The organism is Thermus caldifontis (assembly GCF_003336745.1).
Classification (GTDB): Bacteria; Deinococcota; Deinococci; order Deinococcales; family Thermaceae; genus Thermus; species Thermus caldifontis.
The window spans coordinates 94022-120592 of record NZ_QGMX01000003.1; the positions used below are offsets into that span (position 1 = coordinate 94022).

At 65.0% G+C, this 26571-nt stretch carries 29 protein-coding genes and 2 pseudogenes; 17 read left to right on the plus strand and 14 right to left on the minus strand.

Features of this window, described 5'->3' with window-relative positions:
- Positions 1 to 44: 44 nt before the first annotated feature.
- Positions 45 to 512 carry an FKBP-type peptidyl-prolyl cis-trans isomerase gene (locus DK874_RS05960; RefSeq protein ID WP_114313110.1) on the minus strand — a complete coding sequence of 156 codons (468 nt, stop codon included), beginning with the start codon at positions 510 to 512 and terminating at the stop codon, positions 45 to 47.
- A gap of 129 nt (positions 513 to 641) precedes the next feature.
- On the opposite strand from DK874_RS05960, the gene cysK reads away from it, so the two are divergent.
- A complete protein-coding gene (gene cysK / locus DK874_RS05965; RefSeq protein ID WP_114313111.1) occupies positions 642 to 1556 on the plus strand; it encodes a cysteine synthase A in 915 nt (304 codons plus the stop codon).
- On the opposite strand, the gene DK874_RS05970 is transcribed toward cysK, so the two are convergent.
- The 3 genes from DK874_RS05970 to DK874_RS05980 are packed head-to-tail and all read right to left on the minus strand — an operon-like array spanning position 1553 to position 3131.
- Positions 1553 to 2191, minus strand: coding sequence for an outer membrane lipoprotein carrier protein LolA (locus DK874_RS05970; RefSeq protein ID WP_205387561.1), 639 nt, complete (start codon positions 2189 to 2191; stop codon positions 1553 to 1555). The two genes, cysK and DK874_RS05970, sit on opposite strands and share 4 nt — an antisense overlap.
- Positions 2188 to 2946: a hypothetical protein gene (locus tag DK874_RS05975; RefSeq protein WP_114313113.1), complete on the minus strand. Its 759-nt coding sequence runs from the start codon at positions 2944 to 2946 to the stop codon at positions 2188 to 2190. The genes DK874_RS05970 and DK874_RS05975 overlap by 4 nt, the downstream gene beginning before the upstream one ends.
- Positions 2943 to 3131, minus strand: a complete 189-nt coding sequence (locus DK874_RS05980; protein WP_240307615.1) for a hypothetical protein — start codon at positions 3129 to 3131, stop codon at positions 2943 to 2945. The genes DK874_RS05975 and DK874_RS05980 overlap by 4 nt, the downstream gene beginning before the upstream one ends.
- A 106-nt stretch (positions 3132 to 3237) precedes the next feature.
- Between DK874_RS05980 and DK874_RS05985 the strand changes: the two genes are divergently transcribed.
- The 8 genes from DK874_RS05985 (at position 3238) to DK874_RS06020 (ending at position 10652) form a co-directional block, all read left to right on the plus strand.
- Positions 3238 to 3900 (plus strand): PspA/IM30 family protein, encoded by a 663-nt coding sequence (locus tag DK874_RS05985; RefSeq protein WP_114313114.1) that lies wholly within the window; start codon positions 3238 to 3240, stop codon positions 3898 to 3900.
- A 55-nt stretch (positions 3901 to 3955) separates the two neighbouring features.
- Positions 3956 to 4597 carry a hypothetical protein gene (locus DK874_RS05990; RefSeq protein WP_114313115.1) on the plus strand — a complete coding sequence of 214 codons (642 nt, stop codon included), beginning with the start codon at positions 3956 to 3958 and terminating at the stop codon, positions 4595 to 4597.
- A gap of 8 nt (positions 4598 to 4605) precedes the next feature.
- Positions 4606 to 6453, plus strand: coding sequence for a 1-deoxy-D-xylulose-5-phosphate synthase (dxs, locus tag DK874_RS05995; protein ID WP_114313116.1), 1848 nt, complete (start codon positions 4606 to 4608; stop codon positions 6451 to 6453).
- The gene (locus DK874_RS06000) at positions 6440 to 7054 is read left to right on the plus strand and encodes an MBL fold metallo-hydrolase (protein WP_114313117.1); all 615 of its coding nucleotides are present in this window, start codon (positions 6440 to 6442) and stop codon (positions 7052 to 7054) included. The genes dxs and DK874_RS06000 overlap by 14 nt, the downstream gene beginning before the upstream one ends.
- Complete coding sequence (locus DK874_RS06005; protein ID WP_114313118.1) at positions 7051 to 8049, plus strand: hypothetical protein; 999 nt, start codon at positions 7051 to 7053, stop codon at positions 8047 to 8049. Before DK874_RS06000 ends, DK874_RS06005 begins: the two co-directional genes overlap by 4 nt.
- Before the next feature lie 38 nt (positions 8050 to 8087).
- Positions 8088 to 9158 carry a TIGR04053 family radical SAM/SPASM domain-containing protein gene (locus tag DK874_RS06010; protein ID WP_114313119.1) on the plus strand — a complete coding sequence of 357 codons (1071 nt, stop codon included), beginning with the start codon at positions 8088 to 8090 and terminating at the stop codon, positions 9156 to 9158.
- 27 nt (positions 9159 to 9185) lie between these two features.
- Positions 9186 to 9614: a c-type cytochrome gene (locus tag DK874_RS06015; protein ID WP_114313120.1), complete on the plus strand. Its 429-nt coding sequence runs from the start codon at positions 9186 to 9188 to the stop codon at positions 9612 to 9614.
- Positions 9615 to 9695: 81 nt separating this feature from the next.
- Entirely contained in the window at positions 9696 to 10652 is a 957-nt protein-coding gene (locus tag DK874_RS06020; protein WP_114313121.1) for a hypothetical protein, read from the plus strand.
- Here DK874_RS06020 and DK874_RS06025 read toward each other — a convergent pair.
- From DK874_RS06025 to DK874_RS06050, 6 genes are all read right to left on the minus strand, one after another.
- Complete coding sequence (locus tag DK874_RS06025) at positions 10639 to 10959, minus strand: NifB/NifX family molybdenum-iron cluster-binding protein (protein WP_114313122.1); 321 nt, start codon at positions 10957 to 10959, stop codon at positions 10639 to 10641. The genes DK874_RS06020 and DK874_RS06025 overlap by 14 nt on opposite strands.
- A 25-nt stretch (positions 10960 to 10984) precedes the next feature.
- A complete protein-coding gene (gene moaC, locus DK874_RS06030) occupies positions 10985 to 11464 on the minus strand; it encodes a cyclic pyranopterin monophosphate synthase MoaC (protein ID WP_114313123.1) in 480 nt (159 codons plus the stop codon).
- Positions 11465 to 11480: 16 nt separating this feature from the next.
- Positions 11481 to 12980, minus strand: coding sequence for a TRAP transporter large permease (locus tag DK874_RS06035; protein ID WP_114313124.1), 1500 nt, complete (start codon positions 12978 to 12980; stop codon positions 11481 to 11483).
- Positions 12977 to 13516 carry a TRAP transporter small permease subunit gene (locus DK874_RS06040; RefSeq protein WP_114313125.1) on the minus strand — a complete coding sequence of 180 codons (540 nt, stop codon included), beginning with the start codon at positions 13514 to 13516 and terminating at the stop codon, positions 12977 to 12979. The genes DK874_RS06035 and DK874_RS06040 overlap by 4 nt, the downstream gene beginning before the upstream one ends.
- Positions 13517 to 13624: 108 nt before the next feature.
- Positions 13625 to 14833, minus strand: coding sequence for an MFS transporter (locus DK874_RS06045; RefSeq protein ID WP_114313126.1), 1209 nt, complete (start codon positions 14831 to 14833; stop codon positions 13625 to 13627).
- A gap of 10 nt (positions 14834 to 14843) precedes the next feature.
- A complete protein-coding gene (locus DK874_RS06050) occupies positions 14844 to 15092 on the minus strand; it encodes a hypothetical protein (protein WP_240307616.1) in 249 nt (82 codons plus the stop codon).
- A 32-nt stretch (positions 15093 to 15124) separates the two neighbouring features.
- Here DK874_RS06050 and folP point away from each other — a divergent pair, with 32 nt between their 5' ends.
- From folP to DK874_RS06065, 3 genes are all read left to right on the plus strand, one after another.
- Positions 15125 to 15943, plus strand: coding sequence for a dihydropteroate synthase (gene folP / locus DK874_RS06055; protein ID WP_114313127.1), 819 nt, complete (start codon positions 15125 to 15127; stop codon positions 15941 to 15943).
- A gap of 2 nt (positions 15944 to 15945) precedes the next feature.
- Entirely contained in the window at positions 15946 to 16302 is a 357-nt protein-coding gene (folB, locus tag DK874_RS06060) for a dihydroneopterin aldolase (RefSeq protein WP_114313128.1), read from the plus strand.
- Between the two features lie 176 nt (positions 16303 to 16478).
- Positions 16479 to 17024, plus strand: coding sequence for a LabA-like NYN domain-containing protein (locus DK874_RS06065; RefSeq protein WP_114313129.1), 546 nt, complete (start codon positions 16479 to 16481; stop codon positions 17022 to 17024).
- Positions 17025 to 17044: 20 nt separating this feature from the next.
- Here the strand turns inward: DK874_RS06065 and ndk are convergent, their stop codons facing one another.
- Complete coding sequence (gene ndk / locus DK874_RS06070; RefSeq protein WP_114313130.1) at positions 17045 to 17458, minus strand: nucleoside-diphosphate kinase; 414 nt, start codon at positions 17456 to 17458, stop codon at positions 17045 to 17047.
- Positions 17459 to 17479: 21 nt separating this feature from the next.
- On the minus strand, positions 17480 to 18412 hold the full coding sequence (locus DK874_RS06075; RefSeq protein ID WP_114313131.1) for a PP2C family protein-serine/threonine phosphatase: 933 nt from the start codon (positions 18410 to 18412) through the stop codon (positions 17480 to 17482).
- 438 nt (positions 18413 to 18850) lie between these two features.
- Between DK874_RS06075 and DK874_RS06080 the strand changes: the two genes are divergently transcribed.
- The 5 genes and pseudogenes from DK874_RS06080 (at position 18851) to DK874_RS06090 (ending at position 23780) form a co-directional block, all read left to right on the plus strand.
- Entirely contained in the window at positions 18851 to 19246 is a 396-nt protein-coding gene (locus DK874_RS06080) for a hypothetical protein (RefSeq protein ID WP_114313132.1), read from the plus strand.
- 119 nt (positions 19247 to 19365) lie between these two features.
- Positions 19366 to 19683: pseudogene (locus tag DK874_RS12105) on the plus strand (RtcB family protein); the annotation flags it as partial.
- 33 nt (positions 19684 to 19716) lie between these two features.
- Positions 19717 to 19821: pseudogene (locus DK874_RS12110) on the plus strand (hypothetical protein); the annotation flags it as partial.
- Between the two features lie 1188 nt (positions 19822 to 21009).
- Positions 21010 to 22242, plus strand: a complete 1233-nt coding sequence (locus tag DK874_RS12060) for an RtcB family protein (protein WP_369126466.1) — start codon at positions 21010 to 21012, stop codon at positions 22240 to 22242.
- Positions 22243 to 22316: 74 nt separating this feature from the next.
- On the plus strand, positions 22317 to 23780 hold the full coding sequence (locus tag DK874_RS06090; RefSeq protein ID WP_114313134.1) for a phosphodiester glycosidase family protein: 1464 nt from the start codon (positions 22317 to 22319) through the stop codon (positions 23778 to 23780).
- Between the two features lie 96 nt (positions 23781 to 23876).
- On the opposite strand, the gene pyk is transcribed toward DK874_RS06090, so the two are convergent.
- Positions 23877 to 25301 carry a pyruvate kinase gene (pyk, locus tag DK874_RS06095; RefSeq protein ID WP_114313135.1) on the minus strand — a complete coding sequence of 475 codons (1425 nt, stop codon included), beginning with the start codon at positions 25299 to 25301 and terminating at the stop codon, positions 23877 to 23879.
- Positions 25288 to 26556, minus strand: coding sequence for a phosphopyruvate hydratase (eno, locus tag DK874_RS06100; RefSeq protein WP_114313136.1), 1269 nt, complete (start codon positions 26554 to 26556; stop codon positions 25288 to 25290). Before eno ends, pyk begins: the two co-directional genes overlap by 14 nt.
- Positions 26557 to 26571: the final 15 nt, after the last annotated feature.

Consider the following 26571-nt stretch of genomic DNA (forward strand, 5'->3'; position numbering starts at 1 on the left):
CAAGCCCCAAAACCGCAAGGGGCCTTGGGGCTTCCCAAAGGGGCTTAGTGGGAATGTCCGTCCGCGTGCACGTGGCCGTGGAGGATCTCCTCGGGGGTGGCCTCCCGTACCTTCACCACCTCCACCTCAAAGTCCAGGTCCTTGCCCGCCAAGGGGTGGTTGAAGTCGATGGTCACCTCCTCCCCCTGGACCTCCACCACGGTAAGGGGCATGGGGTTCCCCTCCATGTCCTGGGCGTAGAACTGGGCCCCAGGCACCACCTCCGCATCCTCGGGGAAGGCGGAAAGGGGCACCACCTGGACCCCCTCAGGGTCGCGGGGGCCATAGGCCTTCTCTGCGGGCACGTGGGCCTGGAAGCTCTCCCCTTCCATGCGGCCTTCCAGTTCCTCCTCGAGGCCCCGGATCAGGTTGCCGTGCCCATGCAAATAGGAAAGCTCCCCCTGGTCCAGCACCTCCCCCTCCACCTGGAGGGTGTAACGGATGGTCACTACCTTGTCCTGTTCAACCTTCATGGTCACCCTTTCGCAAGCCGAGCTTGCTCCTTCTAGCCTAGCAGACCTCTTTCCCCCAGGAAAGATGCCCGGCTCTTTTCCTGTACCCAAGGGGCCTTTCCCCTCCTTGCCAAAGGCTATAGTGGGGGTATGCGGGTGGAAGCCATCATCGGCAAGACTCCCACGGTGCGCCTTTTCAAGGTGGTGGAGCCGGAAATGGCCGAAGTCTGGGTGAAGCTGGAAGGCCTCAACCCCGGGGGGTCCATCAAGGACCGCCCCGCCTGGTACATGATCCGGGATGCCGAGGAAAAGGGTCTCCTCCGCCCCGGCTCGGGCCAGGTCATCGTGGAGCCCACCAGCGGGAACACGGGGATCGGCCTGGCCATGATCGCCGCAAGCCGCGGCTACCGCCTGATCCTCACCATGCCCGCCCAGATGTCCGAGGAAAGGAAGCGGGTCCTCAAGGCCTTTGGAGCGGAGCTGGTCCTCACCGACCCCAGCCGCAGGATGCTGGCCGCCCGGGAGGAGGCCTTGCGCCTTAAGGAGGAGCTTGGGGCCTTCATGCCCGACCAGTTCGCCAACCCCGCCAACGTGCGCGCCCACTACGAGACCACAGGGCCCGAGCTTTTTGCGGCCCTGGAGGGGCGCATCGACGCCTTCGTCTACGGTTCGGGCACCGGGGGGACCATCACCGGGGTGGGGCGGTACTTGAAGGAAAGGCTCCCCGGGGTGAAGGTGATCGCCGTGGAGCCCGCCCGCTCCAACGTCCTCTCCGGGGGAAAGATGGGACAGCACCAGTTCCAGGGCATGGGGCCCGGCTTCATCCCGGAAAACCTGGACCTTTCCCTTCTGGATGGGGTCATCCAGGTCTGGGAAGAGGATGCCTTTCCCCTGGCCCGGCGCTTGGCCAAGGAGGAGGGGCTTTTTTTGGGGATGAGCTCCGGGGGAATCCTGTGGGCGGCCCTAAAGGTGGCCCGGGAACTGGGCCCCGGGAAGAGGGTGGCCTGCATCAGCCCCGATGGCGGCTGGAAGTACCTTTCCACCCCCCTCTACGCCGAACCCTAGCGCCGCACCACCTGGGCGTCCTTGGGGTAGCGCTTGAGGTCCTGGGGGCGCAAGGCGGCTTTCTTGAACTCCGCCACCCTAAGGTCGGCCAGAACCTTTCCCGCCTCGTCGCGGAACACGAAGCGCACGGGCCTAGGATCGACCTTCAGGATGTAAAGCTCCAAGGTGGCGAAGCCCTGGCCCTCCTGGGCCTGGCCCACAAGTTTCCAGGCCATGCCCTCCGGCAGGCGCTCCTCCCCCACAAGGCGCAGGCTCACCCCCTGGGAAAGGGCCTTCAGGTCCCCCAGGCCTTGAGGGCTAAACCCCAAGCCCTGCACCTGGGCCTTCCCCTTGGGGCTGATGACGAGCTGGTTGGTGAGGTAGAGGTAGTTCCAGACCTCTTTTTCCGTAATCACGGTGAAGTTGCCCTCCAAGGAGCCGGGCTTTTGAAACTCTATGCGGAAAAGGTTCTCCTTGGGGATGGCCAGGACCCGGGCTTTAAGCTCCTCCTGCCCCCCGGGTCCTTGGATCTGGCCCTGCACCATCGCCTGCCAGGGTTCTTGCAGGTTCTTCTCCACCCGGTCCAGGATCTCGCCCACGGGCTGGGCCAAGGCCGTCGCCAGCACCAACAGGATTCCCCAGGACATCGCCTTCATGGCCACCTCCAGGCATACCGGACCCAGGCGTAAGGGGCTTGCCTGTACCCTCCTTCCAAGCCCAGGTCCCCAAGCCACACCCCGAGGCTACCCGCAAAGGGATAGGAAAGGGTGAGGAAAAGGCTAGCCTCCCCTAAGTAAAGCCCTGCCTCCAGGCGGTTTAGCCCCCCCAGGCGCAAGGAGAGGTCCAGGACCTCCATCCCTTCCCCCACCTCCCCCTTCCAGCCCAAAAACAGGTAGGGAAGGCGGGAAAAACCCGCCCCCAAGGTGTAGGTGGCCCCCTCCCTCAGGGCGTAGCTCACCTCGGCCCGGAAGTGCTCGCCCCCTTCCCAAAGAAACCCCACCACCTCCTTGGGCACCAGCCGGTAGCGCAAGGAGAGCCGGCCAAACACCCCCTCCTCGGGAAACAGGGGGAAAAGCCCCTTCGGGCGGTAGCCGAGCCGCGCCGCCAGGGCCAAGGGGCCGGCGCCCCCTTCGGCAAAGGCCATTCCCCCAAGCCCCCCCACTCCCGCCTCGGCTTGCAGGCCGTAGGCCAGGTACCCCAAGGGCCCCAGGGCCAGGCTGGAGGAGAGCCCCAAAGCCCCCCGGCTTTCCTGCCCCACCTGGAGCCTTGCGTAAACCTCCCCCGGCTCCAAGGTGAAGCCCACCTCGAGGGTAGAGGCCAAGGCCCCCGGGGCTCCATAGACCCCGGCCTCGAGGCGCCCCTGGGCCAGGGCCAGGCCCAGAAAAAGCATCCCTGCCCACCACCCCCTCATGCCACCACCTGCCTTTGGAAACGTGCGGAGGCCAGGAGGAGAACCAGGGCGGAGAAGAGGAAAAGGGCCAAAAGGTGGGGCCACAGCACGCCAAACCCCACCCCCTTCAGCATCACCCCCCGCAGAACCTCTATGAGGTAGCGGGCGGGCACCAGGTAGGAAAGCAGCTGCAAGAAGCGGGGCATGCCCTCCATTGGGAAACGCACGCACATACGACCAGGGCAACCCTACTCCTTCTCCCCGCCCCGGTCAAGGACCGGTGTGGCATACTCAATCCTAGGAGGTAAAGCCATGACCCTTTTGGATCGCCTAAGCCGTCTCATTCGCGCCAACCTCAGCGACCTTCTCCGCCGGGCCGAGGACCCGGAGAAGATCATCAACCAGGCCCTGGAGGATATGAAGGGGGCCTTAAGGGAGGCCCGGGAGCAGGTGGCCGCCGCCATGGCCGAGGGCAAGCGCCTGGAACGGGAGGTGGAAAGCCACCTTAAGGAGGCTTCCCTTTGGGAGGAGAAGGCCAAGGAGGCCCTTAAGGCAGGCCGCGAGGACCTGGCCAAGGAGGCCCTTAGGCGCAGGAAAAGGGCCTTGGACCTGGCCGAGGGCTTTAAGCAGCAGGCGGAGGAGCAGAAGGCCCTTATGGATCGCCTCATGACCCAGCTCAAGGCCCTGGAGGCCAAGATCGACGAGGCCGAGGCCCGCAAGAAACTCTTCCTCGCCCGCAAGAAGGGGGTGGAGGCTGCTGAGGCGGTGCGGCGCATGGAGTCTAGGCTGGACCAGCACCCGGCCCTCGAGGCCTTTGAGGAAATGGAGGCCCGGATCCTCTCCATGGAGGACCGGCACGAGGCCCTAAAGGAGCTGGACGGCCAGGACCTGGACAAGGAGCTTGCCGCCCTCTCCGCCGACAAAGAGCTGGAGGAGGAGCTCCTCCGCCTGAAGCGGGAGCTGGGAGAAGCCTAACTTCAGGCTAGGAGTGTGGGCCGGCCCACGGGACTTAAGGGGTAAACTCCCTATCATGAGGCGGAGCCTTATGGCCCTTACCCTCCTCCTTTCCGCCTGCTTACCCCAGGCCACCCAGGCCCCCGAGGCCCGCCCCCTCCTGAGGGAAACCGGCTTTTACCCCGCCACCACGGGGCTGGAGTGGGTGTATGTACCCGAGGGGGAAGCCCTTTCCACCCCCCCCTACCGGGTGCGGGTGGAAGGCCCCGCCCTCTACGAGGGCCAGGAGGCCTTGCGCTACCGGAGCTACGGCCGGGGGGAGGATAGGGTCTACTACCGGCAGGTGGGGGCCTTTGGCGTGCGGCTTTTAGGCTTCCAGGACCCTTCCGCCCGGGTGGTCTTCACCCCGCCCATCCTGGAGTACCCGCCGGAAGCCCTCCTGAGCCCGGGCTACCGCTGGGGGGGTAAGGTGACGGTGCGGGTGGAACTCCTCACCCCTGGGGGGCGGGAGCCCTTGGCCCAAGGCGGCCTGGGCTACTCCATGGAGGTGCTGGAGGAGCGGGAGGTGCGCCTGCCGGCGGGGGTCTTCCGGGTGTACCGGATCCGTCAGGTGTATCAGGATGAGCGCGGCCAGGATGCGCGGGAGGTCTGGTTCGTTCCCCGGGTGGGGGAGGTGCGCACCCGGGAAGGCCGCATCCTGGTGGAGAAGAACTTCTAGGGGGAAAGATGGTACTGGACAAGGTGAATAGCCCTTTGGACCTTAAGGGTCTGAGCCTCGAGGAGCTCCTGGAGCTGGCCGAGGAGATCCGTAGCGAGATCATCCGGGTCACGGCGCAAAACGGCGGCCACCTGGCGAGCTCCCTAGGGGCGGTGGAGCTCATCCTAGCCCTGCACCGGGTCTTCCAGTCCCCAAAGGACCGCATCCTCTTTGACGTGGGCCACCAAGCCTACGCCCACAAGCTCATCACCGGGCGCAAGGACCGCTTCCACACCCTAAGGCAGGAAGGGGGGCTTTCCGGTTTCACCAAGGTCTCCGAGTCGGAGCACGACGCCATCACCGCCGGCCACGCCAGCACCTCCTTGGCCCACGCCCTGGGCATGGCCATCGCCCGGGACCTCAAGGGGGAGGACCACCATGTGGTGGCGGTGATCGGGGACGGGGCCCTTACCGGGGGCATGGCCCTGGCCGCCCTCAACAAGATCGGGGAACTGGGCAAAAAGATGCTCATCATCCTGAACGACAACGAGATGAGCATCTCGGAGAACGTGGGGGCCCTCAACAAGTACTTCAAGGAGCTCCAGATAAGAAAGTGGGTCCAGGATGCCGAGAAGCTGGGCCGGAGCATCCTGGAACACATCTCCCCCAAGCTCTTCGGCCTGGTGGACCGGGCCAAGGAGGCGGCCAAGCTCATCCTTCACCAGGAAAACCCCTTCTACGCCTGGGGGATCCGCTACGTGGGCCCCGTGGATGGGCATGACTTGAAGGGCCTTATTCACATCCTGGAGCACCTCAAGGAGCTGGACGGCCCCACCCTCCTCCACGTGGTTACCCAGAAGGGCAAGGGGTACAAGGTGGCGGAGGCCGACCCCATCTACTGGCATGGGCCTTCCGGCTTTGACCCCAACCGGCCGGAGAAAGTCTCCAAGGGCTACACCTGGAGCCAGGCCTTTGGGGATGCGGTCACGGAGCTGGCCCACCTGGAACCCCGCCTTTTTGTCCTCACCCCCGCCATGCGGGAGGGCTCGGGGCTGGTGCGCTACTCCCAGGAGCACCCCGAGCGCTACCTGGACGTGGGCATCTGCGAGGACGTGGCGGTGACGGTGGCGGCGGGTATGGCCTTAAGGGGCCTAAAGCCCATCGTGGCCATCTACTCCACCTTCCTGCAGCGAGCCTACGACCAGGTGATCCACGACGTGGCCATAGAGGGCCTTCCCGTCATCTTCGCCATAGACCGGGCGGGGGTGGTGGGGGCGGATGGGGCCACCCACCACGGGGTCTTTGACATCGCCTACCTGCGCACCATCCCCAACCTGCAGATCGCTGCCCCCAAGGACGCTTTAGAGCTTCGGGCCATGCTGAAAAAGGCCCTGGAGATCGGGGGCCCAGTGGCCATCCGTTACCCCCGGGACAACGTGGAGCGGGTTCCCGAGGGCAGCTGGCCGGAGATCGCTTGGGGCCGGTGGGAGGTGCTCAAGGAGGGCACCGAGGTCTACATCCTGGCCTTTGGCAAGACCTTGAGGTACGCCCTCGAGGCCGCCCAAGACGACCCCAGGGTGGGGGTGGTGAACGCCCGCTTCCTCAAGCCCCTGGACCGGGAAAGGCTGAAGGAGCTCTCCCGTTACCGGCTCCTCACCGTGGAGGACCACCAGGGGATGGGGGGATTTGGGAGCGCGGTCCTCGAGGCCCTGAACGAGATGGGCTTAAAGCCCGAGGTGAAGGTCCTAGCCCTTCCCGACCGCTTCTTGGAGCATGGTTCCATCCCAAGCCTCCACCGCCAGGCGGGCATAGACGCCCGGGGCATCCGGGAAGCCTTGGCCGAGATGGGCATCCTTCCCATCCATGAGCGGGCCTGAGACCTTGCCCTTTGCCGCCAACCTCTATCGCCTTCCCGCAGAAGGGGGGTATTTCCTGGTGGATGCCGGGCTCCCTTGGGAGGCGGGAAGGCTTCTTAGACTTCTCCAGGAACCCCCTAGGCTCCTTTTCCTCACCCATCACCACCTGGACCATGCGGGCGGCGCCCGGGCCCTTTGGGAAAGGTTTGGCCTGCCCATCCTGGCCCATCCCCGGGAGTGGCCGTACCTCCTTAAGGAAAAGCCCAGGCCCCCCTTGCCCATCCCCTTCTTGGGCTCCTGGCTGGCCAACCTGGCCCCACCCCTTCCCCGGGAAGCCTTAAGGCCGGTGGAGGAAGGGGAGGAGATCCTGGGGTGGAGGGTGGTGGAGCTTCCCGGCCACACCCTAGGGCAGGTGGGGCTTTTCCGGGATGGCCTCCTCCTCGCCGGAGACGCCTTAAGGGGACACGGCCTTCCCCCCCGGTTCATCAACGAGGATCACGCCTTGGCCAAAAGGACCGTGCGCAAAATCCTGGACCTGGGGGCAGAAACCGTCTACCTGGGGCATGGGGGACCCCTATCCCGCAAGCAGGTGGAGGCTTTTGCCCTTAAACTGGGGGCATGAGAAAGCTCTTGGCCCTCTTTCTCCTAGGCCTTTCCGCCCTGGCCCAGGAGGTGGCGGTCTATCCCAGCTTTGCCGAGGTCAAGGAACCGGTAATCCTCCCCCCTTCCGCCTGGGCCTATCTGGCTGGGGAGAAGCTTTCCCGCATGGTCCCAGGGTCCCTGCGCCTCCTTGGGGTGGAGGAAACGGAGCGGGTCTACCAGGGCACCGCGGTCCTCTTCCGCTACCAAGGAGAGGGCCCCGCCACCTTGCGCTACCTCTACACCGGGCTTTCCGGGGAGGTCTTCTACACCTTGGAGGGGGCCACCCTCACCCTCTGGGCCCGGCTTAGGCTGGAGGGAGGGCCCCTGGAAGCCAGAAAGCTCACCCTGCTCGCCGGGGAAGCGCCCATCCTGGGCGTGGCCGAGGCCAAGGGTCTACCCATGCGGGCCCTGGCGGAGGCCCTTCCTTTAGGGGAAAGCCCTTTTGGCCTCTTCCGCTATGGGCTCCCACCCAGAAGGCTAGAACCTGGGACCACGGAGATCCCCGCCCTCAAGGCCCAGGTGAACCCCAGCCGGCTCCTCCGCTACCAAGGCCCCTTCCGCACGGACAGGTTTTTGGCCCTGGAACGGGGCTACCGCTTCCAAGCCCCCTTTCCCCTGGCGCCGGGGACCCTGGAGGTGGTGGAGGGAGGCTTCTTCCTGGGGCAGGCCCTGCTTCCCCCTACCCCTGAGGGGGAGGTGGCGGAGGTGTGGCTGGGACGGGACCTGGAGGGCCGGCTGGAACGGACGGTGAGCCTGCTGGGCCAAAGCGAAAGGGAAGCCACCTACCGGGTGGAAACCCGCTTCAAAAACCCCTACCCCTACCCCATCGCCCTCCTCCTCTCGGAAACCTTCCCCCAGCCCTTCCGCCTGGACTTCCCCGGGGCCAGCCTCCTTCCCCAGGGGTACCGCCTGGAACTGGCCTTGAAGCCCCAAGAAACCCGCACCCTCACCTACCGCCTCACCCTCCCCCGCTAGGGACATCTGCCCCTGACCTCAGGGAGCATCCTGGAAGGATGAAACCCGATCTGCACCGCTTCCCCCTCCTGGTGGCCTGGGAGATGACCCGGGCCTGCCTTCTCGCCTGCTTGCACTGCCGGGCCTCAGCGGTGCCCGACCCCTTGCCCGGGGAGCTCACCACCGAGGAGGGGCTAAGGCTTTTGCAGGAGCTTGCCACCTACACCCCGAGGCCCATCCTCCTGCCCACGGGGGGTGACCCTCTGGCCCGGCCCGACCTGTTTCTCCTCCTGGAGGAGGCCAGGCGCCTGGGCCTCAAGGTGGGCATCACCCCCGCCGTCACCCCCCGGCTCACCCGGGAGGTGGTGGCCCGCTTCAAGGAGCTTTCCGTCCACCAGATGGCCATCTCCCTGGACGGGGCCACACCGGAAAGCCACGATGGCTTCCGGGGCGTTCCCGGCACCTTTGCCCGGGCCCTTAAGGCCCTGGAATGGGCCCGGGAGGTGGGCCTCATGACCCAGGTGAACACCACCGTGACCCGGAGGACCAAGGGGGAACTCACCGGCATCGCCGAGATCCTGGCGGCAAAGGGGGTGGCTACCTGGGAGGTCTTCTTCCTGGTACCCGTGGGCCGGGGAGCGCTTCTAGAGCAACTTTCCCCCGAGGAATACGAGGAGGTGATGCACCTTCTTTACGACCTTTCCCGCCGCTACCCCTTCAAGGTGCGCACCACGGAAGGCCCCATGTTCCGCCGGGTGGCCCTGGAGCGCCGCAGGAAAGAGGGCGGTGAGGACGGGGCCTTGGTGGGGGAGGGCCGGGGGGTGCACCTCTCCGACGGCTTTGGTTTCGTTTTCGTTTCCTCCACGGGGGAGGTCTACCCCTCCGGTTTCCTGCCCCTTTCCGCTGGCAATGTGCGGGAGAAGCCCCTTCTGGAGATCTACCGGCATAGCCCCCTCTTCCTGGAGCTTCGCAACAAAGCCCTCCTTAAGGGCAAGTGCGGGGTCTGCGAGTACCGGGAGGTTTGCGGGGGAAGCCGGGCCCGGGCCTGGGCGGAAACCGGGGACCACCTGGCCGCTGACCCCCGGTGCGCCCACCTCCCCAAAGGCCTAGGACAAATGCCCCTGGCCTAAGGAAGGGAAGTTCCCTATCATGGAACCATGAGGCGCGGGCTTATTCTGTTGGCATTTTTGGGTTCCCTAGCCCTGGCGCAAAGCCCTGGGGCCAAGCTCTATTCCGCCAACTGCCAAAGCTGCCACCAGGCTAATGGGCAGGGGGTTCCCGGAGCCTTCCCTCCCCTCACCCATCTGGACAAGGTGGTCCAGGCTAAGGGGGGCCGGGAATACCTGATCCGGGTGGTCCTCTACGGCCTTCAAGGAAGCCTGACGGTGGAGGGAAAGACCTATAACGGGGTCATGCCTCCCTTCCGCCAGCTCAAGGACCAGGAGGTGGCCGATCTCCTGAACCACATCCTCACCACCTTCGCCAAGTCCAAGGCCAAGCCCATAAGCACCCAGGAGGTGAAGGCGCAAAGGGCCAAGGCCAGGTCCCCCCAGGAGGTCCTCAAGTCCCGTCCCCCGGTCAAGTAGACCGGCGTACTCCCTCCCCCCGGGGCCTTTAGGCCCCGGGAACCTTTTCCGTAGCCCCTGGCGGGGGATAATGGTCTTGCCGTGGAGCCTGGGTTCCACCTTCTCTACGCAAGGCGCCTGGCCTGGCGCCACCAGCTTCTCTTGGCCATTTCCTTGGCGCTACTGGGTTTCCTCCACCCCTTTTTCGCCCTGGCCTCCCCCCTGCCCTTTTTGCTTCCCGCCCGGCTTTGGGAAGGGCGGGCGCTGCGGGAAATCGCCCGGGCCAGCCTGGCCTATCCCACCGCCTTGGCCTACGGGGAGGAGCGGCTTTGGCAGGAGGCCCGCAAGGTGGAGATCCCTCCTCCCCCCTTCCCCTTGGGCCTTTTCGCCCTCTACCTGGTCCTCCTGGCCTTGGCCCTGGGCTCGTGGGCGGGGTTTTCCCCCAGGGAAGCCCGCCCCTTCTGGTCCCTTCTTGGGGCCGAGCGCCCCGCAACCCCCCAGGACCCCCCGGATTGGGGGAAGCCAGCCGAAGCACCGGGGCCATCCCCTGGGAAAACCACCCAAACCCCAGATTCCCCAGGAAGCACGCAGGGGACGGAAACCGGCCAGGGCCAACCTGCCCCAACCCCCCAAGAGGGCCAAGCCCCAGGGCCTAGCCCCCAGGAACCTTCCCCCACCCCGCCCAAGGCTTCCCCTCAGGCCCCAGGGGAGGGGGGAACCCCAGCGCCCGCGGAGGGGCAAGGGGGATCGAGGACCCGTCCGGGCCTTTCCGAGCAGGAACCGGAAAGACCCCAGGGGGCAGGCACCCCCACCCCAGGCACCTCGGGGCCTTCCCCAAAGGTGGAGGCGCCCGCCTCCCTACCCTTACCCAAACCCCAAGGGCCCGGGCAGGAGCTTCTTTGGCCTGGAGAGGAAGGGAAGGGCGAGGGCCTGCCCTCCCCCTGGCGGGCAGGGGTTCCCCCAGAGGAGGTGCGCCGCGGCGTGGAGGTCTACCTGGAACGCACCCCTCTTTCCCCCGAGGCCAAGGAGCTTTTACGGCGCTACTTTAGCGGGCCCTGACCTTTTCCAGGGCCTCGGCCACGCTCACAGGCCCCACCTCCAGCCGATCCGCCATGGGGAAAGCCCCCGTGGAACCCCCGTGGCCGAAGCGGGCCCCCACCCGCAGGTCCACATCCTTGAGAAGCTCCCGCATGAGCTCGTGCTTCCCCCCGCCCTCCATGGCGGCGTAGGGGTTTTCCCGGACCTCGAGGAGGCTCACCCCTCCCCCCTCCCCCACCTCATAGATGGCAAAGCGGGGCGCGTGCCCAAAAGGACCCGGATAAACCCTCCCATCATCGTTTTTGGCCAAGGCGACGGCGATGCGCATAGCCCAAGTATACACCCATGGGGTATTAGGGGGCTTCGGACCGCCGCCACTCCCCGCTCTTCCCCCCCGCCTTGTGCAGAAGCTGCACCCGGGAGATGACAAGCCCCTTGGAGGCCGCCTTCAGCATGTCGTAAACCGTGAGGGCCGCCACGGCGCAGGCGGTCAGGGCCTCCATCTCCACCCCGGTTTCCGCCTTGGTGCGCACCGTGGCCTCGATGCGCACCCTTTTGGCCTCCTTTTCCAGCTCCACCCGCACCTCCACCCCGGTGAGGGGCAAGGGGTGGCAGAGGGGGATGAGCTCCGAGGTTTTCTTGGCCCCCATGATGCCCGCCAGCTGGGCCACCATCAGGGGGTCCCCCTTCCCCACCCCACCCCCTTCCAAGGCGGCCAGGGCTTCTTCCGTGAGCCCCACATAGGCCTCGGCGGTGGCGGTGCGGAAGGTGGCCGCTTTCGCCGTCACGTCCACCATGTGGGGCTTCCCGTCCTTGAAGTGGGTCAGGTCCATACCCCCAGTCTAGGGCCTAGCCCCCAAAACCCATACCGCTCACAAAGCGCAGGATGGGCTCCCGCAGGAAGTAGACGAAGAGGAGGACCAGAAGCTGTAGCCCGATGAAGGGAATCCCCCCCAGGTAGATGTCCTCCGTCCTCACCTCCTTGGGGGCCACGTTCCGCAGGTAGAAAAGGGCGAAGCCAAAGGGCGGGGTGAGGAAGGAGGTCTGCAGGTTCACCCCCACCAAAAGGCCGAACCAGAGCTTGTCAATGTTCAAGGCCTCGGCCCCGATGGCCAAAAGGGGCAAGGCGATGAAGGCGATCTCAAAGAAGTCTATGAAGAAGCCCAGGAAGAAGACGAGAACCATCACGAAGAGGATGAAGCCCACCTCCCCACCCGGCAAGCCCGTGAGGAAGCCCTCCACCCAAAGGTCCCCATCCACCCCGCGGAAGACCAGGCTGAAGAGGGTGGAGCCGATGAGGATGAAGATGACGAAGGCGGTGAGCTTGGCCGTGCCCTCCATGGCCCCGTAGAGGACCTTAAAGGAAAGCCTCCTGTTCAAAGCCGCCAGGATCAAGGCCCCCACCACCCCCATGGCCCCGGCCTCCGTGGGGGTGGCCAGGCCGATGAGCACGGTGCCCAGCACCAAGAAGATCAGGACCAAGGGAGGCACCATGGAAAGGAGGGCCCTTTTGAGAAGGGGGTTTTTCCGGATCCAGGGAAGGAGCACCAGGGTCCAAACCCCTAAGGCCAATAGCACCTCCAGCCACTCCGCCCAGGCAGGCAAAAAGCGCCCCACGGCATAGGCCCCCACCCCCACGAGGAGATAGGAAAGCAAGGCGAAGGCCGCCTGGGCCTCCTTGCCGGCATCGGGCCGGGCCTCGAGGGGAAGGGCAGGGGCCCACGTGGGACGGAAAAGGGCCACATAGATCACGTAGAGAAAGTAAAGGCCCACGGTGAGCCCAGCGGGAATCAGGGCCGCCTTGTACATATCCCCCACGGAAACCCCAAGCTGGTCCGAAAGCACGATGAGGACCACGCTAGGGGGGATGATCTGGGCCAGGGTGGCCGAGCCCAGGATCACCCCGCTGGCCAGGCGGGGGTTATAGCCATACTTCAGCATGATGGGCAAGGAAATAAGGCCCATGGCCATCACGCTGGCGGCCACCACGCCCGTGGTGGCCGCCAGGATGGCCCCCACGAAGACCACGCTCAGGGCCAGCCCCCCCCTTAATGGCCCGAAGAGCTTCCCCATGGTGTCCAGGAGATCCTCGGCCAGGCCGCTTTTCTCCAGGATGATCCCCATGAAGGTGAAAAAGGGGATGGCCAAGAGGAGCTGGTTGGACATGATGCCGAAGATGCGGTCGGGCATGGCCTTAAGAAGGGGTGCGGGGAAGATGTCCAAGGCTATGCCCAAAAAGCCAAAGACGATGCCCACCGCCCCCAAGGAGAAGGCCACAGGGTAGCCGGAGAGCAAGAACACCACCAGGGCCAAAAACATCAGGGGAGGCATGAGGCTTTCCAGGTTCATTCCAGCACCTCCGGCTCCTCTTCCACGGGTTGCCAATGCCCTGTGAGGTAGGCGATGCGCTTGATGAGCTCAGAAATGCCCTGAAGGGCCAACAGGGCAAACCCCAAGGGCAGGGCCAGCTTAATGGGCCAGCGGGGGAGCCCGCCCACATCGGGGGACATCTCCTTGCCTAGAAAAGAGTTGATGGCCCAGGGCCAGGAGAGGTAGATGACCCCTACCGCCATGGGCAGAAGGAAGAGCACCGTCCCCACCACGTCAATCCAAGCCTGGGTGCGCTTGGAGAAGCGACCAAAGACAAGGTCAATGCGCACGTGGGCGTTATGCTTCAAGGCGTAGGCCCCGCCCAGGAGGAAGATGAGGCTGAACATGTACCACTGGGCCTCGAGGTAGGCGTTGGAACTGTAGTTGAACCCATAGCGCATGATGGCGTTGCCGGCGGACACCAAGGCCACCAAAAGCACCAACCACACGGTTACCCTTCCCACCGCCTCGGTAAGCGTATCTATGGCTCTAGAAAGACCCAGAAGAAAGCGCATTCCCAACCCCCTTGAAACCCGCCCCATCCTACCCAGGGCAACCGGGGATGTCAATGCGGGGTTGCGTCCAGGAGGGATTTTTCCCTGTGGCCCTTCCATTTCCAAGCCCTAGCGGGCCCGGCGGATAGGGGCCACCAAAAACGCCCCCAAGAGGAAGAAGGCCCCCGCCAGCAAAAAGAGCACCAGGTACCCCAGGCCCTCCTCGTGGGCATTGAGAAGGTCCAACGGCCGCCCGAAAGCCCCCGCCAACACCTGGGGCACCACGATGGAGGTCTGCCACAGGCCCATGTCGGTGGCGTGGGCCTCGGGGTCGCGAAGCACATCCGCCACCAAGGCCCAGTCCACCGCCAGGTAGACCCCATAGAAAAGGCCAAAGAAGAGGGAGAGGAAAAGCATGACCTCATAGCGGGGAAAAAGGAGGATGAAGGGCATCAAAAGGCCCAGGCCAACCCCCGAAAGGTAAATGAGGGGCTTGCGCCCGAGCCGGTCCGAGGCCCGGCCTGCGGGGACGCTGGCCAAAGCAGCCCCCAAGGAGATGAGGAGACCCAAAAGGGCCACCGCCTGGAAGGGCTCTTCCGTGAGGACCCGCCCCAAGGCTTGGAAGACCCGCACCACGTCGGCCAGAAAGTACTGCAGGTAGGTCTGGGCCAGGTAAAACCCCAGCATCACCAGGAAGCGGGTAAGGTAGACCAGCAGGAAGTCCCTATCCGTCCAGGGCCTCCTCATGGCAGCCCAAAAGGGCCTGGGGTTGGCCTTTAGGGGTTGGTCGGGGATGACCCGCATGCTCAAGCCCGCCCCCGCCAGGTTCAGGAGGGCCGCCAGGTACGCCTGAACGGCCAAGGGGAAAAGGAAGCCCACCGCACCCCCTAGGATCTGGCCGGAAACCTGCAACACCCCCATATACCCCGAGGCGGTGCCCCGTTCCCTTCGGGGGACCAGGTCGGGGATGAGGGCAGAGTAGGGCCCGGTGGCCAGGTCGTCCGCCACCTGCAAAAGCAGGTAGGCCAGGAGAAGCCAGAGGTAGCTGGGCGCATGGACCAAAAGGAGGAGGGCCAAGGCGGTGAGAAGGCTTCCCGAAAGGAGGAAGGGCTTCCTCCGCCCCAAGCGGTCCGAGAGGTAGCCCATGACGGGGGGGCCCAGGATGGCCATCACCGCCCCCAGGGCGAAGAGAAACCCCAGCCTCGAGGCCTTCTCCTCGGGAGGGGAAAGCTCCGCCACCTTGGCGGGCAGGATCACCAAAAGGACCAGGAACCACTTGAAACTGGTGGAAAACCAGTAGGCGGAAAGGGAAAGAAACCAACCAGGCCCGTGGCGCATGGGCCTCACCTTACCAGACCGTGGCCTCGGGAACCACCAGAAGGGGCAAGGAGCTCTGGCGGGAAAGCACCTCCACCATACGCCCAAGCCGGTGGCGCCAGGTGCTCTTGGCCTTGGACCCCAGCACCAGAAGATCGGCCACCCTAAAGGCGCTGAGGCTTGCGGGGCTTTCGTCCAGGCCCACGGCAATGCGTCGCACCTGGGTTAGGGCCTTGGGCAGAAGCAGCACGGGCGCCTCCCCCGCAGCCAACAGGCGCATGCTTCACCCCCTGGCCCCAATATAATCCTTGCGTGCTTTGGCTTCGCGACCGCACCCTGGACCTTTCCCGCCCCAGGATTATGGGCATCCTCAACCTCACCCCCGATTCCTTTTCCGATGGCGGCCTCTACCTGGACCCGGAAAGGGCCCTGGAAAGGGCCAAGACCCTGGTGGCCGAGGGAGCGGACCTTTTGGACCTGGGGGCCGAGTCCACCCGCCCCGGGGCGGAGCCCGTACCCCTGGAAGAGGAAAAAAGGCGGCTTCTTCCGGTTTTGGAAGCGGTCCTGGAGCTGGGGGTGCCGGTGAGCGTGGACACCCGCAAGCCCGAGGTGGCGGCGGAGGCCCTGAAACTGGGGGCGCACCTCCTCAACGACGTGACGGGCCTTCGGGATGAGCGCATGGTGGCCCTTTGCGCCCGGTATGGGGTGGCCGCGGTGGTCATGCACATGCCCGTGCCCGATCCCAAGGCCATGATGGCCCATGCCCGCTACGGGGACGTGGTGGCCGAGGTGAAGGCCTTCCTAAAAGCCCAGGCGGAAAAGGCCCTAAGGGCCGGGGTGCCCCAGGTGGTCCTGGACCCGGGCTTTGGCTTCGGAAAACTTTTGGAACACAACCTCGCCCTCCTCAAACACCTGGAGGAGATCGTGGCCCTGGGCCATCCTGTTTTGGTGGGGCTTTCCCGCAAGCGGAGCATCGGGGAGCTTACGGGGGTGGAGGAGCCCGCCAAACGGGTCTTTGGCTCCGTGGCCGCCCACCTCTTTGCCGCCACGAAGGGGGCCAGGATCCTTCGCGTCCACGACGTGGCCGCCCACCGGGAGGCCCTTGCGGTGTGGAACGCCCTTAGGGGGTAGACGTGGGGGAGATCGCCCTTTTGGGTCTGGAGTTCTACGGCCGCCACGGGGTGAGGCCCGAGGAAGGCCAGCTGGGAGCCAGGTTCGTGGTGGACCTCTGGCTCAAGGTGCCCTTTGAGGGCAGGGGGGACCGGCTGGAGGAAACCGTGGACTACGCCGCCGTCTACGCCCTGGTGGAGGAGGTGGTGCGCCACCGGCGGTTTTACCTGATCGAGGCCCTGGCGGACCACCTGGCGGAGGAGCTCTTAAAGGCTTTCCCCCGCCTCGAGGGGGTGAGGGTCCGGGTACACAAACCCCACGCCCCTATTCCTGGGGTCTTCCGCGACGTGTACGCGGAAACGGAAAAAGTGCGTTCCTGAGGATTCTTTTGTCCCTCATCTTGCGCTCATGGGAAAACCGTGATAGGATAGCCCCGCCCAAAAGGGCTACGTGGAGTGTGTATCCCTTCCCCCACTGCTCCATAGGAGCGGTGGGCTATAAACTTTCTCACCCATCTGGGCTAGACTAGAAGAGCCCGGCAAGGGGCGGGTTTATTATGGAAAGGGTAGCGATATTTATAGACGGCTCCAACCTGTACAAGGGGTTGGTGCAGCATCTGGGGGCGGATTATCGGCTCAACTTTGTGGAGTTTATAAGCCTTCTCACCGCTGGGCGCAGGCTCCTTCGCGCCTACTACTACAACGCCCCCCTTCCCCCGGAAGACCCCGCCGCCAAGGCCCACCAGAGCTTTCTCAACTACCTGAAGCGGGTGCCCTATGTGGCTGTGCGCCTAGGCCGCCTGGAGAGGCGGGCAGAGGGGTTCGTGGAAAAAGGGGTGGACATCCAGATCGCCATTGACATCCTTCGCCTGGCCTACGCCGACGCCTACGACGTGGCGGTTTTGGTCTCCGGAGATGGGGATTTCGCCGAGGTGGTCAGGGTAGTCCAGGACATGGGCAAGCAGGTGGAAAACACCACCTTCCACGCCCTTTCCTCCCACCGCCTGGCCCAGCAGGCAGACCGCTTTTACCCCTTAGACGGCTTCCCCTGGGAGCGGCTTAGGGCACAAAGCCTTCCCCAGGCCCCAGAAAGCGGCGAGTAAACCCGGGCTTCCAAGCAAGCCTAGAGGAGTTCCTCGGGCCGGAAGAAAAGGTCTATCTCCCTCTTGGCATCCTCCAGGCCTGCGGAACCGTGGATCACGTTCTCGTCAATGGTGGTGGCAAAGTCGCCACGGATGGTGCCCGGAAGGGCGTCCTTGGGGTGGGTGGCCCCCATCATCTTCCGCACCTCGGCCACCGCGTTCGGCCCCTCCAGCACCATGGCCACCACAGGACCCGAGGTGATGAAGCTCACCAAGCCGGGGAAGAAGGGCTTTGCCCGGTGCTCGGCGTAATGCCTTTCCGCAAGCTCTTGGGTGATCTGCAAAAGCTTAAGCCCCACGATGCGAAAGCCTTTCCGCTCAAAGCGGGCAAGGATCTCCCCCACCAAGCCCCTGCGCACGCCGTCGGGTTTCACCATGACAAAGGTCCGCTCCATACCCCTAGGAGTCTAACAGGTCTAGGGCCTTTTGAAGTAGCCCAGGAGGATGTAGACCACCACCACCACCCATAGGAGCACCAAAAGGGCGTCCCGCCAGTTCAAGCGCCCCCGGGGGCGCTCCGGTTCCAGGACCTGGGTGGGGAGTTCCTCGGGCTCCTCCCCCAGCTTGAGGCGCACCGGGGCACCCCCCGCCGCCTCCAGGGGCAGGGCATAAGGTCGACCCCCCTGGGGAAGCTCCTCGGGGATGCGCACCACTACGGCGCTCACGTTATCCGGCCCCCCCCATTCGTTGGCCAAGGCCACCAAGCGCTTGGCCGCCTCTTCGGGAGGAAAACTCTTTAGAACTTCTCCGAGGGTGCGGTCCTCCAAAACTCCCGAAAGGCCGTCGCTACACAACAAAAACACGTCCCCGGGTTCAAGCTTAAGCCCCATGAGGTCCACCCGGGCCTGGGGGAAAGAGCCTAGGGCATTGGTGATCACGTTGCGCCAGCGGTGGGTCTTGGCCTCCTCGGGCCTTAGGAGCCCCTGGCGCACCCTTTCCGCCACCCAGGAGTGGTCCTCGGTGAGGAGGGTGAGCTCCCCTTTCCTTAGGAGATAGGCCCTGGAATCCCCCACGTGGGCGATCAGGGCATAGGGCAAATCCAGGAGAAGGCAGGTGGCGGTGGTGCCCATGCCCCGGTTCTCAGGGCGTTGCGCCTCTTGATAAATGCGCTCGTTGGCCTTTTCCAAGGCTTGAAGCAGGGCCCTGGGGCTTGGGTCCGCATTGCAGAGGTTCTCCAGGATCATCTCCACGGCCAGCCTGGCCGCCACCTCCCCCGTGCGGTGCCCCCCCATCCCGTCCGCCACCACGAAGACCCCACCCCAAGGGGTGAGGGCGTGGCCCACGGCGTCCTCGTTCTTGGGACGCTTGAGGCCGGGATGGGTTTCCAGGGCGAAGGCCAGGCTGGACACAGGGGGATTTTACCGCCTTTCGCCTGTGGACAACAGGAGGCAAGCGCGCTATCCTAAAGAAAAAAGGAGGTAGCTATGACACGGCCATGGCCTCTCCTTGTGGGTGCGATCCTTGGCGTATTGGGAGCATGCGCTCCCAGGCTGGTGCTGGAACCAACCGTGCCCTTACCCCAGGTGGGAGTGCCCCAATGGGTGCTTCCGGGAAACCCCTTGCCTTTCGCTGACGACTTTGAATCCTATCCCCTTGGCGCAGTCCTGACCGTGGTAGCTCCAAACCGATATGGCCTGCTCGGGGGGAGGGACGCCCGATTCACCATCACCGAAGCGCTTAACCCCCAGAATGCCATAACTCGGGCCGTCCGCTTAGCCGGGTTTGGTGGAGCACTTCTTACTACAGGAGCAAGGGAGTGGACCGACTACCGGGTTCGATTTGAAGCAATGTCTCTTGGCGATTTCTATTGGCCGTCTGCCGGCCTCCTCCTTCGGGTGTTTGTGGACCCCACGGGAACCCGGGCCCTGGAGTTGCGCTTTGGCCATGACGGCGTAGAGCTCACCAAGGTTCTCGGGGAACAGCGCCAGGTGGTGGCAAAACGGCCCGAGCTGGCGGAGGCTGGAAGGCAGTTTGTCAAAGACAAGCACTGGCATCATTTTGAGCTCGTCGCCCGGAGCACAGGGGAGGTCCGGTTCAGCATGGACGGAGGGGAGATTCTCTCCTGGAAAGACCCCGACTTCCATCAAGGTGGGCTGGGCTTTGGGGTTCACGATCCGAACCTGGTGCTCTACCTGGACAACCTGGAGGTTACCCCCCTCGCCGAACCTCCCAAAGCCCCTTAGGCCTGTATAGGCTTGACGCATACCGCATACGGCTGTAACTTGAAGATAAGCCCGGGCCCAAAAGCCCGGCCTTTTGCTTTGGGTTGCTTGGCCCGGAGGGCCAACACATGGAGGGCGCCATGCGCTTTGAGAAAACCGCCCCCTACACCTACCGCATCCCCCGCCAGGGGAAGATGCGGGTGGATGCGGTCTTCTTCGCCTCGGAGGAGATTCTAAAGGACCTCGAGGGGGAAAACTACGCTTCCTTGCAACAGCTCATGAACGTGGCCACCCTGCCGGGGATCGTGGAGCCCGCCTTAGCCATGCCCGACATCCACTGGGGCTACGGCTTTCCCATCGGAGGGGTGGCGGCCTTTGACCCCGAGGATGGGGGGGTGGTGAGCCCGGGAGGGGTGGGATTTGATATCAACTGCCTGCCTGCTGGCACCCGTGTACTCTTTCATGACCGCTACACCCGCCCTATAGAGGAGGTGGCGAGGGAACAAGAACCCCTCCTCACCGTATGGCGGCTTGGGGAAAAACCCGAGGCAGGCAAAGCCTTCCTCCTCCTCTCCCGAGAAGCACAAACCCTGGTGCGCCTCCGCACCGAGGGAGGGTTCATCCTGGAGGCCACCCCCGATCATCCCGTCTACACCCCCTCGGGGATGCGCCCCATAGGCACCCTGAAAAATGGGGACCTAGTGGCCATCCACCCCTTCCAAGGCTTTCCCCACGAACCCCCACCGTCCCTCACCCTTCTCGACGAGGAAAGGGCCCAAGCCCTAGGCCGTGCCCTGGGATTTCCCCGGGCAGCAGACGTGTTGAAAACGAAGGGGCTCCTCCCCCTGCGGACAGACCACCCTCGCCTACCCGCTATCCTCCGCCTTTTGGGCTACGCCTTGGGGGATGGAACCCTTTACCGGTCCCAAGGCAGGGGGTACCTGGTGCTCTATGGGGATGAAGGAGGACTCCTGGAAGCCAAGGAGGACCTCAAGAGTCTGGGCTTCCAGGCTGGGGGCCCCTACGCTAGGGTACGAAACCACAGCTTCCGAGGACGGACCTTCACCTACCGAGAGGCTAGCCTTAAGGCTTCTTCCCGGGCTTTGTTCCTCCTTCTCCACGCCTTAGGCCTTCCCGAAGGCCCAAAGGCGCAAACCGCTTTTGCCTTACCTGATTGGCTCTTCTCCCTTCCCCCTTGGCATAAAGCCAACTTTCTAGCCGGACTGTTTGGAGCTGAGCTCTCCGCTCCGAGGTGGGTAAGCGGACATGGGTACAACCTCGCCTCTCCTGTGCTTTCCCAGTCCAAGCGGAAAAGCCTGCTGGAAAGTGGCCGAACCTTCATGGAAGCCCTGGCCCGCTTAATGGAAAGCTTGGGCCTGGAAGTCCAGTCCCTACGTGAGGAAGTGGATTGGGAGGAACCGGCTGATCCTTCCCACCGCTTCAAACTGATCCTCCGTAGTACACCCGAAAACCTGAGCCTTCTCTACGAGAGGGTGGGCTATGCGTACGCTCCCCAAAAGGCCTGGCTAGCCCAGGTTGCCGCTTTCTACCTGCGGCTAAAAAAGGCCCACTTAGAAGCTCGGGAAATCCAGGCCGAGGACGTCTTAGCCCTACGACAGGTAGGCCTAGGGCCAAAGGGTATTGCCGCCACCCTAGGCCTCCCTCGGCGCTTCGTGGAGCGTACCCTCTACGAGAAGCGAGGCAATTTCCGTCCCTGGGGATTTCCCACCTTCCCTAAGTTTCTCCAAAGGGCCGGCCCCATGCTTTTTGACAGGATAGTGGCTATGGAAACCGTTCCCCATGGGGGAAGGGTTTACGACCTCTCCATGGCCCATGAGGGACATAACTTCGTGGCTGAAGGGTTTGTGGTCTCCAACTGTGGGGTACGCCTCCTGGCCTCCTCTCTCACCCTGGAAGACCTCCTTCCCCGGCAACGGGAGCTGGCGGATGCCCTCTACCGCCTCATCCCCTCGGGGGTGGGGAGCGAGCGCAGGGACGTGCGCTTCAGCAAAAAAGAGCTCAAGGAAATCCTCAAGGAGGGGGCGGGCTGGCTCATCCGCCGGGGCTTCGGCTACCCAGAGGACCTCCGCTTCATTGAGTCGGAGGGCCGCCTTCCCTGGGCCAACCCCGACAAGGTTTCGGATAGGGCCTTTGAGCGGGGAGCCCCCCAGATCGGCACCCTGGGAAGCGGGAACCATTTCCTCGAGGTCCAGTACGTGGACCAGATCTACGACGAAGAGGCTGCCGAAGTCTTCGGCCTCTTCCCCAACCAGATCACCGTCCTCATCCACACGGGAAGCCGGGGCCTGGGCCACCAGGTCTGCCAGGATTACGTGGAGAAATTCCTTAAAGTGGCCCCTCGCTACGGCATAGAGCTGGTGGACAAACAGCTGGCGGCAGCCCCCATCCAGAGCCCAGAGGGCCAGGACTACCTCCAGGCCATGGCCGCCGCCGCCAACTTCGCCTTCGCCAACCGCCAGCTCATCGCCCACTTCGTGCGGGAGGCCTTCGAGGTGGTGGGCTTCCCGCCCAGGGAACACGGCCTAAGGGTCCTCTACGACCTGGCCCACAACAACGCCAAGTTTGAGGAGCACAGGGGAAAAAGGGTCCTGGTGCACCGCAAAGGGGCCACCCGGGCCTTCGGACCGGGACACCCCGAGATCCCCCTGGAGTACCGGCACGTGGGCCAGCCCGTGCTGGTGCCCGGGGATATGGGCCGCTACTCCTATGTGCTCTCGGGGACGGAAAGGGCCATGGCGGTATCCTTCGGCTCCAGCTGCCACGGGGCCGGCCGCAAGATGAGCCGTCACCAGGCCAAGCGGGTGGCCCGGGAGCGCAACCTGATCAAGGAGCTGGCGGAACGGGGCATCCTGGTGCGGGCGGCCACCAGGGCCACCGTGGACGAGGAGATGCCCGAGGCCTACAAGGATGTTTCCGTGGTGGTGGAGGCGGTCCAGGGAGCCGGGATCGGCAAAAAGGTGGCCCGCCTGCGGCCCCTCATCGTGGTAAAGGGCTGATCCAGGCCCCTTGGGCCCAGCAACGCTGCGCCACTTTTAAGGCTTCTCTAACCCCTATGTGCTCCCATGAGGGGATGAGGCTGGTCGCCCTCCTCTTCCTCCTTCCCTGGGCCCTGGCCCAGACCCTGCTTCCCGCCGGCACCTTTGGCCTCTCCTTCCGGGAGGAGGCCGGGGCCTGGATTTACGAGGGGGAGGGGGTGCGTTTGGTCTACGTGCCGGGGGTGGGCTGGGTGGAACCCCCCGATGCCCAACTGCCTGCCCCCGAGGGGGAAAGGGTGCCCCTCGAGGCCCTGAGGTCTTTGGGCTATTTCCGCACGCCGGAGGCCGGGGTCCGGTTTGCTCCTCAGGGCCGGGGCCTTCGCCTGGTCCTGGACCTAACCCAGCCCTACCCTGGCCTTTCCCAGGACTCCCAAGGGCAGGAGCGCCTGACCCTTCTTCTCCCTTACCTGGCTTTGGGAACGCTCCAGGTTGCCTGGCCCAAAGGGCTGGAGGCCAGGGTGCGGCTTCTGCCCACGGGCACGGAACTGAGCCTTTTCGCTAAGGGAAAGCTGCTTCGTTACCGGCTTTTCCCCTTGGAAAACCCCCCTCGGCTCGTCCTGGACCTGTACCCCCTGGAGCCGGAGGTGGCCGAACCCCTGGCCCCCGGGATCCGCTACCGGGAGGTCTGGGCCTTTTCCCCCGAACCCTTAAGGCTCTACCTGGTGGAGGCGGAACGGGGAAGGCTCATCCCCGTGGGTGGGCCTGGGGCAAGGGCCCTGCCCAAGGACTTGGCCAAGGACGCCTTAGCGGTCCTCAACGGGGGCTACTTTGACCCCAAAAGCGGCACCCCCATCGGCTTGTGGGTGCAGGATGGGGTTACGGTCTCCTACCCTTATGGCCGGGTGGCCCTCCTGTGGGACAGCTTCAGTTTCTTTATGGGTTTTCCCAAGTTTGAGGCGGTGGTCCAGGGCCCCCAGGGCGAGCGGGTGCGGGTGGGGATCAACGCTTCCCGCGCCCGCTACACGGCCTACACCGCCCCGGGGCCCGTGGGCCGGGAAGGGGAAGAGGTGGCCCTGGTGCGGGGAGATAAGGTCCAGAATATTCTCCCCGCTCCCCAGGAACTTCCCCCTGGGACCTGGGCCCTGGCCTTCCCCAAGGGGGCTCCCCCCTTCCCCCTTAGGCCAGGGGACTCCTTAAGCCTCTTTGGCCGCCTCGACCCACCCTTCCGCTACGCCCTCGAGGGTGGCCCCCTCCTGGTCAGGGAAGGCCAGTACGCCTTTGACCCGAGCCAGGAAAACTTCCGCGATCCCAGGCCGCTTCAGGCGGTGGCCCCCCAGGCGGCGGTGGCCTGGACCCGGGAGGGGAGGCTTTGGCTCCTGGTTTCCGAGCCCACCACCCCTGGGGTCCTGGCCCGCGCCCTCCTCTCCCTGGGGGCTTGGAACGCCCTCCGGATGGACGGAGGGGGCTCGGCCCAGCTTTGGGTCAAGGGCAGGCTGAGAAGCCCCTACCAAGGCTCTCCCAGGCCGGTGGTGAGCGCCTTGGCCCTTTACGCCCCCTAAAGGGCGCCTCTTCCTCCAGGAGGGCTTAGCCCGGGATCGGGCTTGCAAAAAGGCCTTACCTGGGTCCCACCCTGGCCCTGCCAGGGTGGGATGGTGTCAGCTCACCCGCTCCACCCGGATGAGGTTGGTGGTCCCCCGCACCCCAAAGGGCACCCCAGCGGCGATCACCACCCTCTCCCCCACCTGGGCTAGGCCACAGGCCTTCACCTTCTCCAAGGCGATCCGCACCATGTCGTCGGTGTCCTTAGGGTCCGGGGCCAGGTGGGGGAGAACCCCAAAGACCAAGGCCAGTTGCCGCTCCACCTCGGGGCTAGGGGTGAGGGCCAGGATGGGTACCCGGGGCCGGGTACGGGCGATGCGCCTGGCGGAGCTTCCCGTGGCGGTAAAGACCACGATGGCCCGGGCCTCCACCGCCTCCACAATGTCGTCTGCCGCCTGGGCGATGGCGTCCTGGGTGGTGGGGGTGGGCGCGGGGCGAAGGACGTTGAGCTTCTGCAAGAACTCAGGGGAGGATTCCACCGCCTGGGCGATCCGGGCCATGGTGGCCACGGCCTCCACCGGGTAGGCTCCGGCGGCGGTTTCTGCGGAAAGCATCACGGCATCCGTCCCGTCAAAGATGGCGTTGGCCACATCCGAGGCCTCGGCCCGGGTGGGGCTTGGGTTCTGCACCATGGACTCCAGCATCTGGGTGGCGGTGATCACCGGCTTGCCCGCAGCGATGGCCTTGAGGATGAGGCGCTTTTGCACGATGGGCACCTCCTCCAAGGGCATCTCCACCCCCAGGTCCCCCCGGGCCACCATGATGCCGTCGGCCTCCTCGAGGATCTCCTCAAAGCGGTAGACGGCGGAGGGCTTCTCTACCTTGGCCATCAGCCGGGCCCGGGAACCGTGCCGGGCCAGGTAGTGCCGGGCCAAAAGGAGGTCATCCCGGGTGCGCACGAAGGACACCGCCACCCAGTCCACCCCCAGCTCCGCCCCCAGGGCCAGGTCCTGGATGTCCTTTTCCGAAAGGGCAGGGATGGAAAGATCCGAACCCGGGACGTTGATGCCCTTGCTGTCGGAAAGAACCCCACCCAACTCCACCACGGTGTGGATCTCGTCCCCCTGGACCCTCTCCACCCGAAGGCGCAGGCGGCCATCGTCCAGAAGGAGCACCTGCCCAGGGGCCACGTCCTCGGGTAGCCCCTTGTAGGTGAGGGAAACCCGCCCTTCGTCCCCCTCCACGGGGGCTCGGGTGAGGATGAAGGGCTGGCCCACCTTAAGCTCCACCCGGCCCTCCTTGAAGCGGCCGATGCGGATTTTAGGCCCCTGGAGGTCTTGGAGAAGGGCCAGGGTTTTGCCCAGCTCCCTCGCCACCTCCCGCACCCAGGCCGCCCGCCGGCGGTGCTCCTCGTGGGTTCCGTGGCTGAAGTTCAGGCGAAAAACGTCCGCCCCCGCCTCCGCCAAGGCCCGGATGGCCTCCTTGGAGTCCGAGGCGGGCCCCAGGGTGGCCACGATCTTGGTGCGCTTAAAAGGCTTCATACCCGAGAAAGCGCGCCGCACGCCCTAGCTCCTCCTCAATGCGCAGGAGCTGGTTGTACTTGGCCAGGCGGTCTGAGCGGGAGAGGGAACCCGTCTTGATCTGGCCGGCGTTCACCGCCACCGCAAGGTCGGCGATGAAGCTGTCCTCCGTTTCCCCGGAACGGTGGCTGATCACCGCCCGGTAGCCGGAGCGCTGGGCCAGGCGGATGGCCTCGAGGGTCTCGGAAAGGGTGCCGATCTGGTTCACCTTCACCAGGATGGCGTTGGCCACACCCCGCTCAATCCCTTGGCGAAGCCGATCCGGGTTGGTGACGAAAAGGTCATCCCCCACCAGCTGGACCCTGCCGCCCAGGCGCTCGGTAAGAAGCCGCCATCCCTCCCAGTCGTCCTCCGCCAGGCCGTCCTCGAGGGAGCGGATCGGGTACTTCTCCACCCAGGAGGCCCAGAACTCCACCATCTCCTCCGAGGAAAGGACCCGGCCTTCCCCCTCCAGGTGGTACCTGCCCTCCCGGTAAAGCTCGCTGGCCGCCGGGTCTAAGGCCAAGGAAACCTCCTGGCCCGGGGTGTACCCTGCCCGCTCAATGGCCAAGAGAAGGAGCTCCATGGCCTCCTCGTTGCTCTTGAGGTCCGGGGCAAACCCTCCCTCGTCCCCCACGTTGGTGCTGTACCCCTTCTCCTTCAGCACCCCCTTGAGGGTGTGGAAGACCTCAGCCCCCACCCGCAGGGCCTCGGAAAAGCTGTCCACCCCCGCGGGCACCAGCATGAATTCCTGGAAATCCACCCGGTTATCCGCATGCTTTCCCCCGTTGATCACGTTCATGAGGGGAACGGGCAGGACCACCCCTTGCACGCCCCCCAGGTAGCGGTAAAGAGGCAAGCCCAAGGCCTCCGCCGCCGCCCGGGCCGTGGCCAGGGAAACCGCCAGGATGGCGTTGGCCCCCAGGTTGGCCTTGTTGGGGGTGCCGTCCAGCTCCAGCATGGCCCGGTCCACCCCCTCCTGGTCCAGGGCGTCCAGGCCTATGAGCTCAGGCGCTATCCGCTCCTGAATGCTCTCCACCGCCCGGCGCACCCCCTTTCCCAGGTAGCGCCTGCCCCCATCCCGTAGCTCTAGGGCCTCGTGGGTACCCGTGGAGGCCCCGGAGGGAACCATGGCCCTTCCCTTGGCCCCCCCTTCCAGCTCCACCTCGGCCTCCACCGTGGGAAAGCCTCTGGAGTCCAAAACCTCCCTGGCCTTCACGCTGACGATTGTGGTCATGGATTCCTCCCTTAG

What these genes read in the sequence shown, in the direction of transcription:
- eno (WP_114313136.1), bottom strand. Translation starts at nt 26,556, where the DNA reads ATGACCACAATCGTCAGCGTGAAGGCCAGGGAGGTTTTGGACTCCAGA.
- DK874_RS06035 (WP_114313124.1), bottom strand. Translation starts at nt 12,980, where the DNA reads ATGAACCTGGAAAGCCTCATGCCTCCCCTGATGTTTTTGGCCCTGGTG.
- pyk (WP_114313135.1), bottom strand. Translation starts at nt 25,301, where the DNA reads ATGAAGCCTTTTAAGCGCACCAAGATCGTGGCCACCCTGGGGCCCGCC.
- DK874_RS05960 (WP_114313110.1), bottom strand. Translation starts at nt 512, where the DNA reads ATGAAGGTTGAACAGGACAAGGTAGTGACCATCCGTTACACCCTCCAG.
- DK874_RS06065 (WP_114313129.1), top strand. Translation starts at nt 16,479, where the DNA reads ATGGAAAGGGTAGCGATATTTATAGACGGCTCCAACCTGTACAAGGGG.
- DK874_RS06025 (WP_114313122.1), bottom strand. Translation starts at nt 10,959, where the DNA reads ATGCGCATCGCCGTCGCCTTGGCCAAAAACGATGATGGGAGGGTTTAT.
- DK874_RS06090 (WP_114313134.1), top strand. Translation starts at nt 22,317, where the DNA reads ATGAGGCTGGTCGCCCTCCTCTTCCTCCTTCCCTGGGCCCTGGCCCAG.
- DK874_RS06045 (WP_114313126.1), bottom strand. Translation starts at nt 14,833, where the DNA reads ATGCGCCACGGGCCTGGTTGGTTTCTTTCCCTTTCCGCCTACTGGTTT.
- DK874_RS06005 (WP_114313118.1), top strand. Translation starts at nt 7,051, where the DNA reads ATGAGAAAGCTCTTGGCCCTCTTTCTCCTAGGCCTTTCCGCCCTGGCC.
- DK874_RS05985 (WP_114313114.1), top strand. Translation starts at nt 3,238, where the DNA reads ATGACCCTTTTGGATCGCCTAAGCCGTCTCATTCGCGCCAACCTCAGC.
- DK874_RS12060 (WP_369126466.1), top strand. Translation starts at nt 21,010, where the DNA reads ATGGAAACCGTTCCCCATGGGGGAAGGGTTTACGACCTCTCCATGGCC.
- moaC (WP_114313123.1), bottom strand. Translation starts at nt 11,464, where the DNA reads ATGGACCTGACCCACTTCAAGGACGGGAAGCCCCACATGGTGGACGTG.
- DK874_RS06015 (WP_114313120.1), top strand. Translation starts at nt 9,186, where the DNA reads ATGAGGCGCGGGCTTATTCTGTTGGCATTTTTGGGTTCCCTAGCCCTG.
- ndk (WP_114313130.1), bottom strand. Translation starts at nt 17,458, where the DNA reads ATGGAGCGGACCTTTGTCATGGTGAAACCCGACGGCGTGCGCAGGGGC.
- DK874_RS06080 (WP_114313132.1), top strand. Translation starts at nt 18,851, where the DNA reads ATGTCTCTTGGCGATTTCTATTGGCCGTCTGCCGGCCTCCTCCTTCGG.
- DK874_RS05975 (WP_114313113.1), bottom strand. Translation starts at nt 2,946, where the DNA reads ATGAGGGGGTGGTGGGCAGGGATGCTTTTTCTGGGCCTGGCCCTGGCC.
- DK874_RS05970 (WP_205387561.1), bottom strand. Translation starts at nt 2,191, where the DNA reads ATGAAGGCGATGTCCTGGGGAATCCTGTTGGTGCTGGCGACGGCCTTG.
- cysK (WP_114313111.1), top strand. Translation starts at nt 642, where the DNA reads ATGCGGGTGGAAGCCATCATCGGCAAGACTCCCACGGTGCGCCTTTTC.
- DK874_RS06000 (WP_114313117.1), top strand. Translation starts at nt 6,440, where the DNA reads ATGAGCGGGCCTGAGACCTTGCCCTTTGCCGCCAACCTCTATCGCCTT.
- DK874_RS06010 (WP_114313119.1), top strand. Translation starts at nt 8,088, where the DNA reads ATGAAACCCGATCTGCACCGCTTCCCCCTCCTGGTGGCCTGGGAGATG.
- dxs (WP_114313116.1), top strand. Translation starts at nt 4,606, where the DNA reads ATGGTACTGGACAAGGTGAATAGCCCTTTGGACCTTAAGGGTCTGAGC.
- DK874_RS05980 (WP_240307615.1), bottom strand. Translation starts at nt 3,131, where the DNA reads ATGCCCCGCTTCTTGCAGCTGCTTTCCTACCTGGTGCCCGCCCGCTAC.
- DK874_RS06050 (WP_240307616.1), bottom strand. Translation starts at nt 15,092, where the DNA reads ATGCGCCTGTTGGCTGCGGGGGAGGCGCCCGTGCTGCTTCTGCCCAAG.
- DK874_RS05990 (WP_114313115.1), top strand. Translation starts at nt 3,956, where the DNA reads ATGAGGCGGAGCCTTATGGCCCTTACCCTCCTCCTTTCCGCCTGCTTA.
- DK874_RS06040 (WP_114313125.1), bottom strand. Translation starts at nt 13,516, where the DNA reads ATGCGCTTTCTTCTGGGTCTTTCTAGAGCCATAGATACGCTTACCGAG.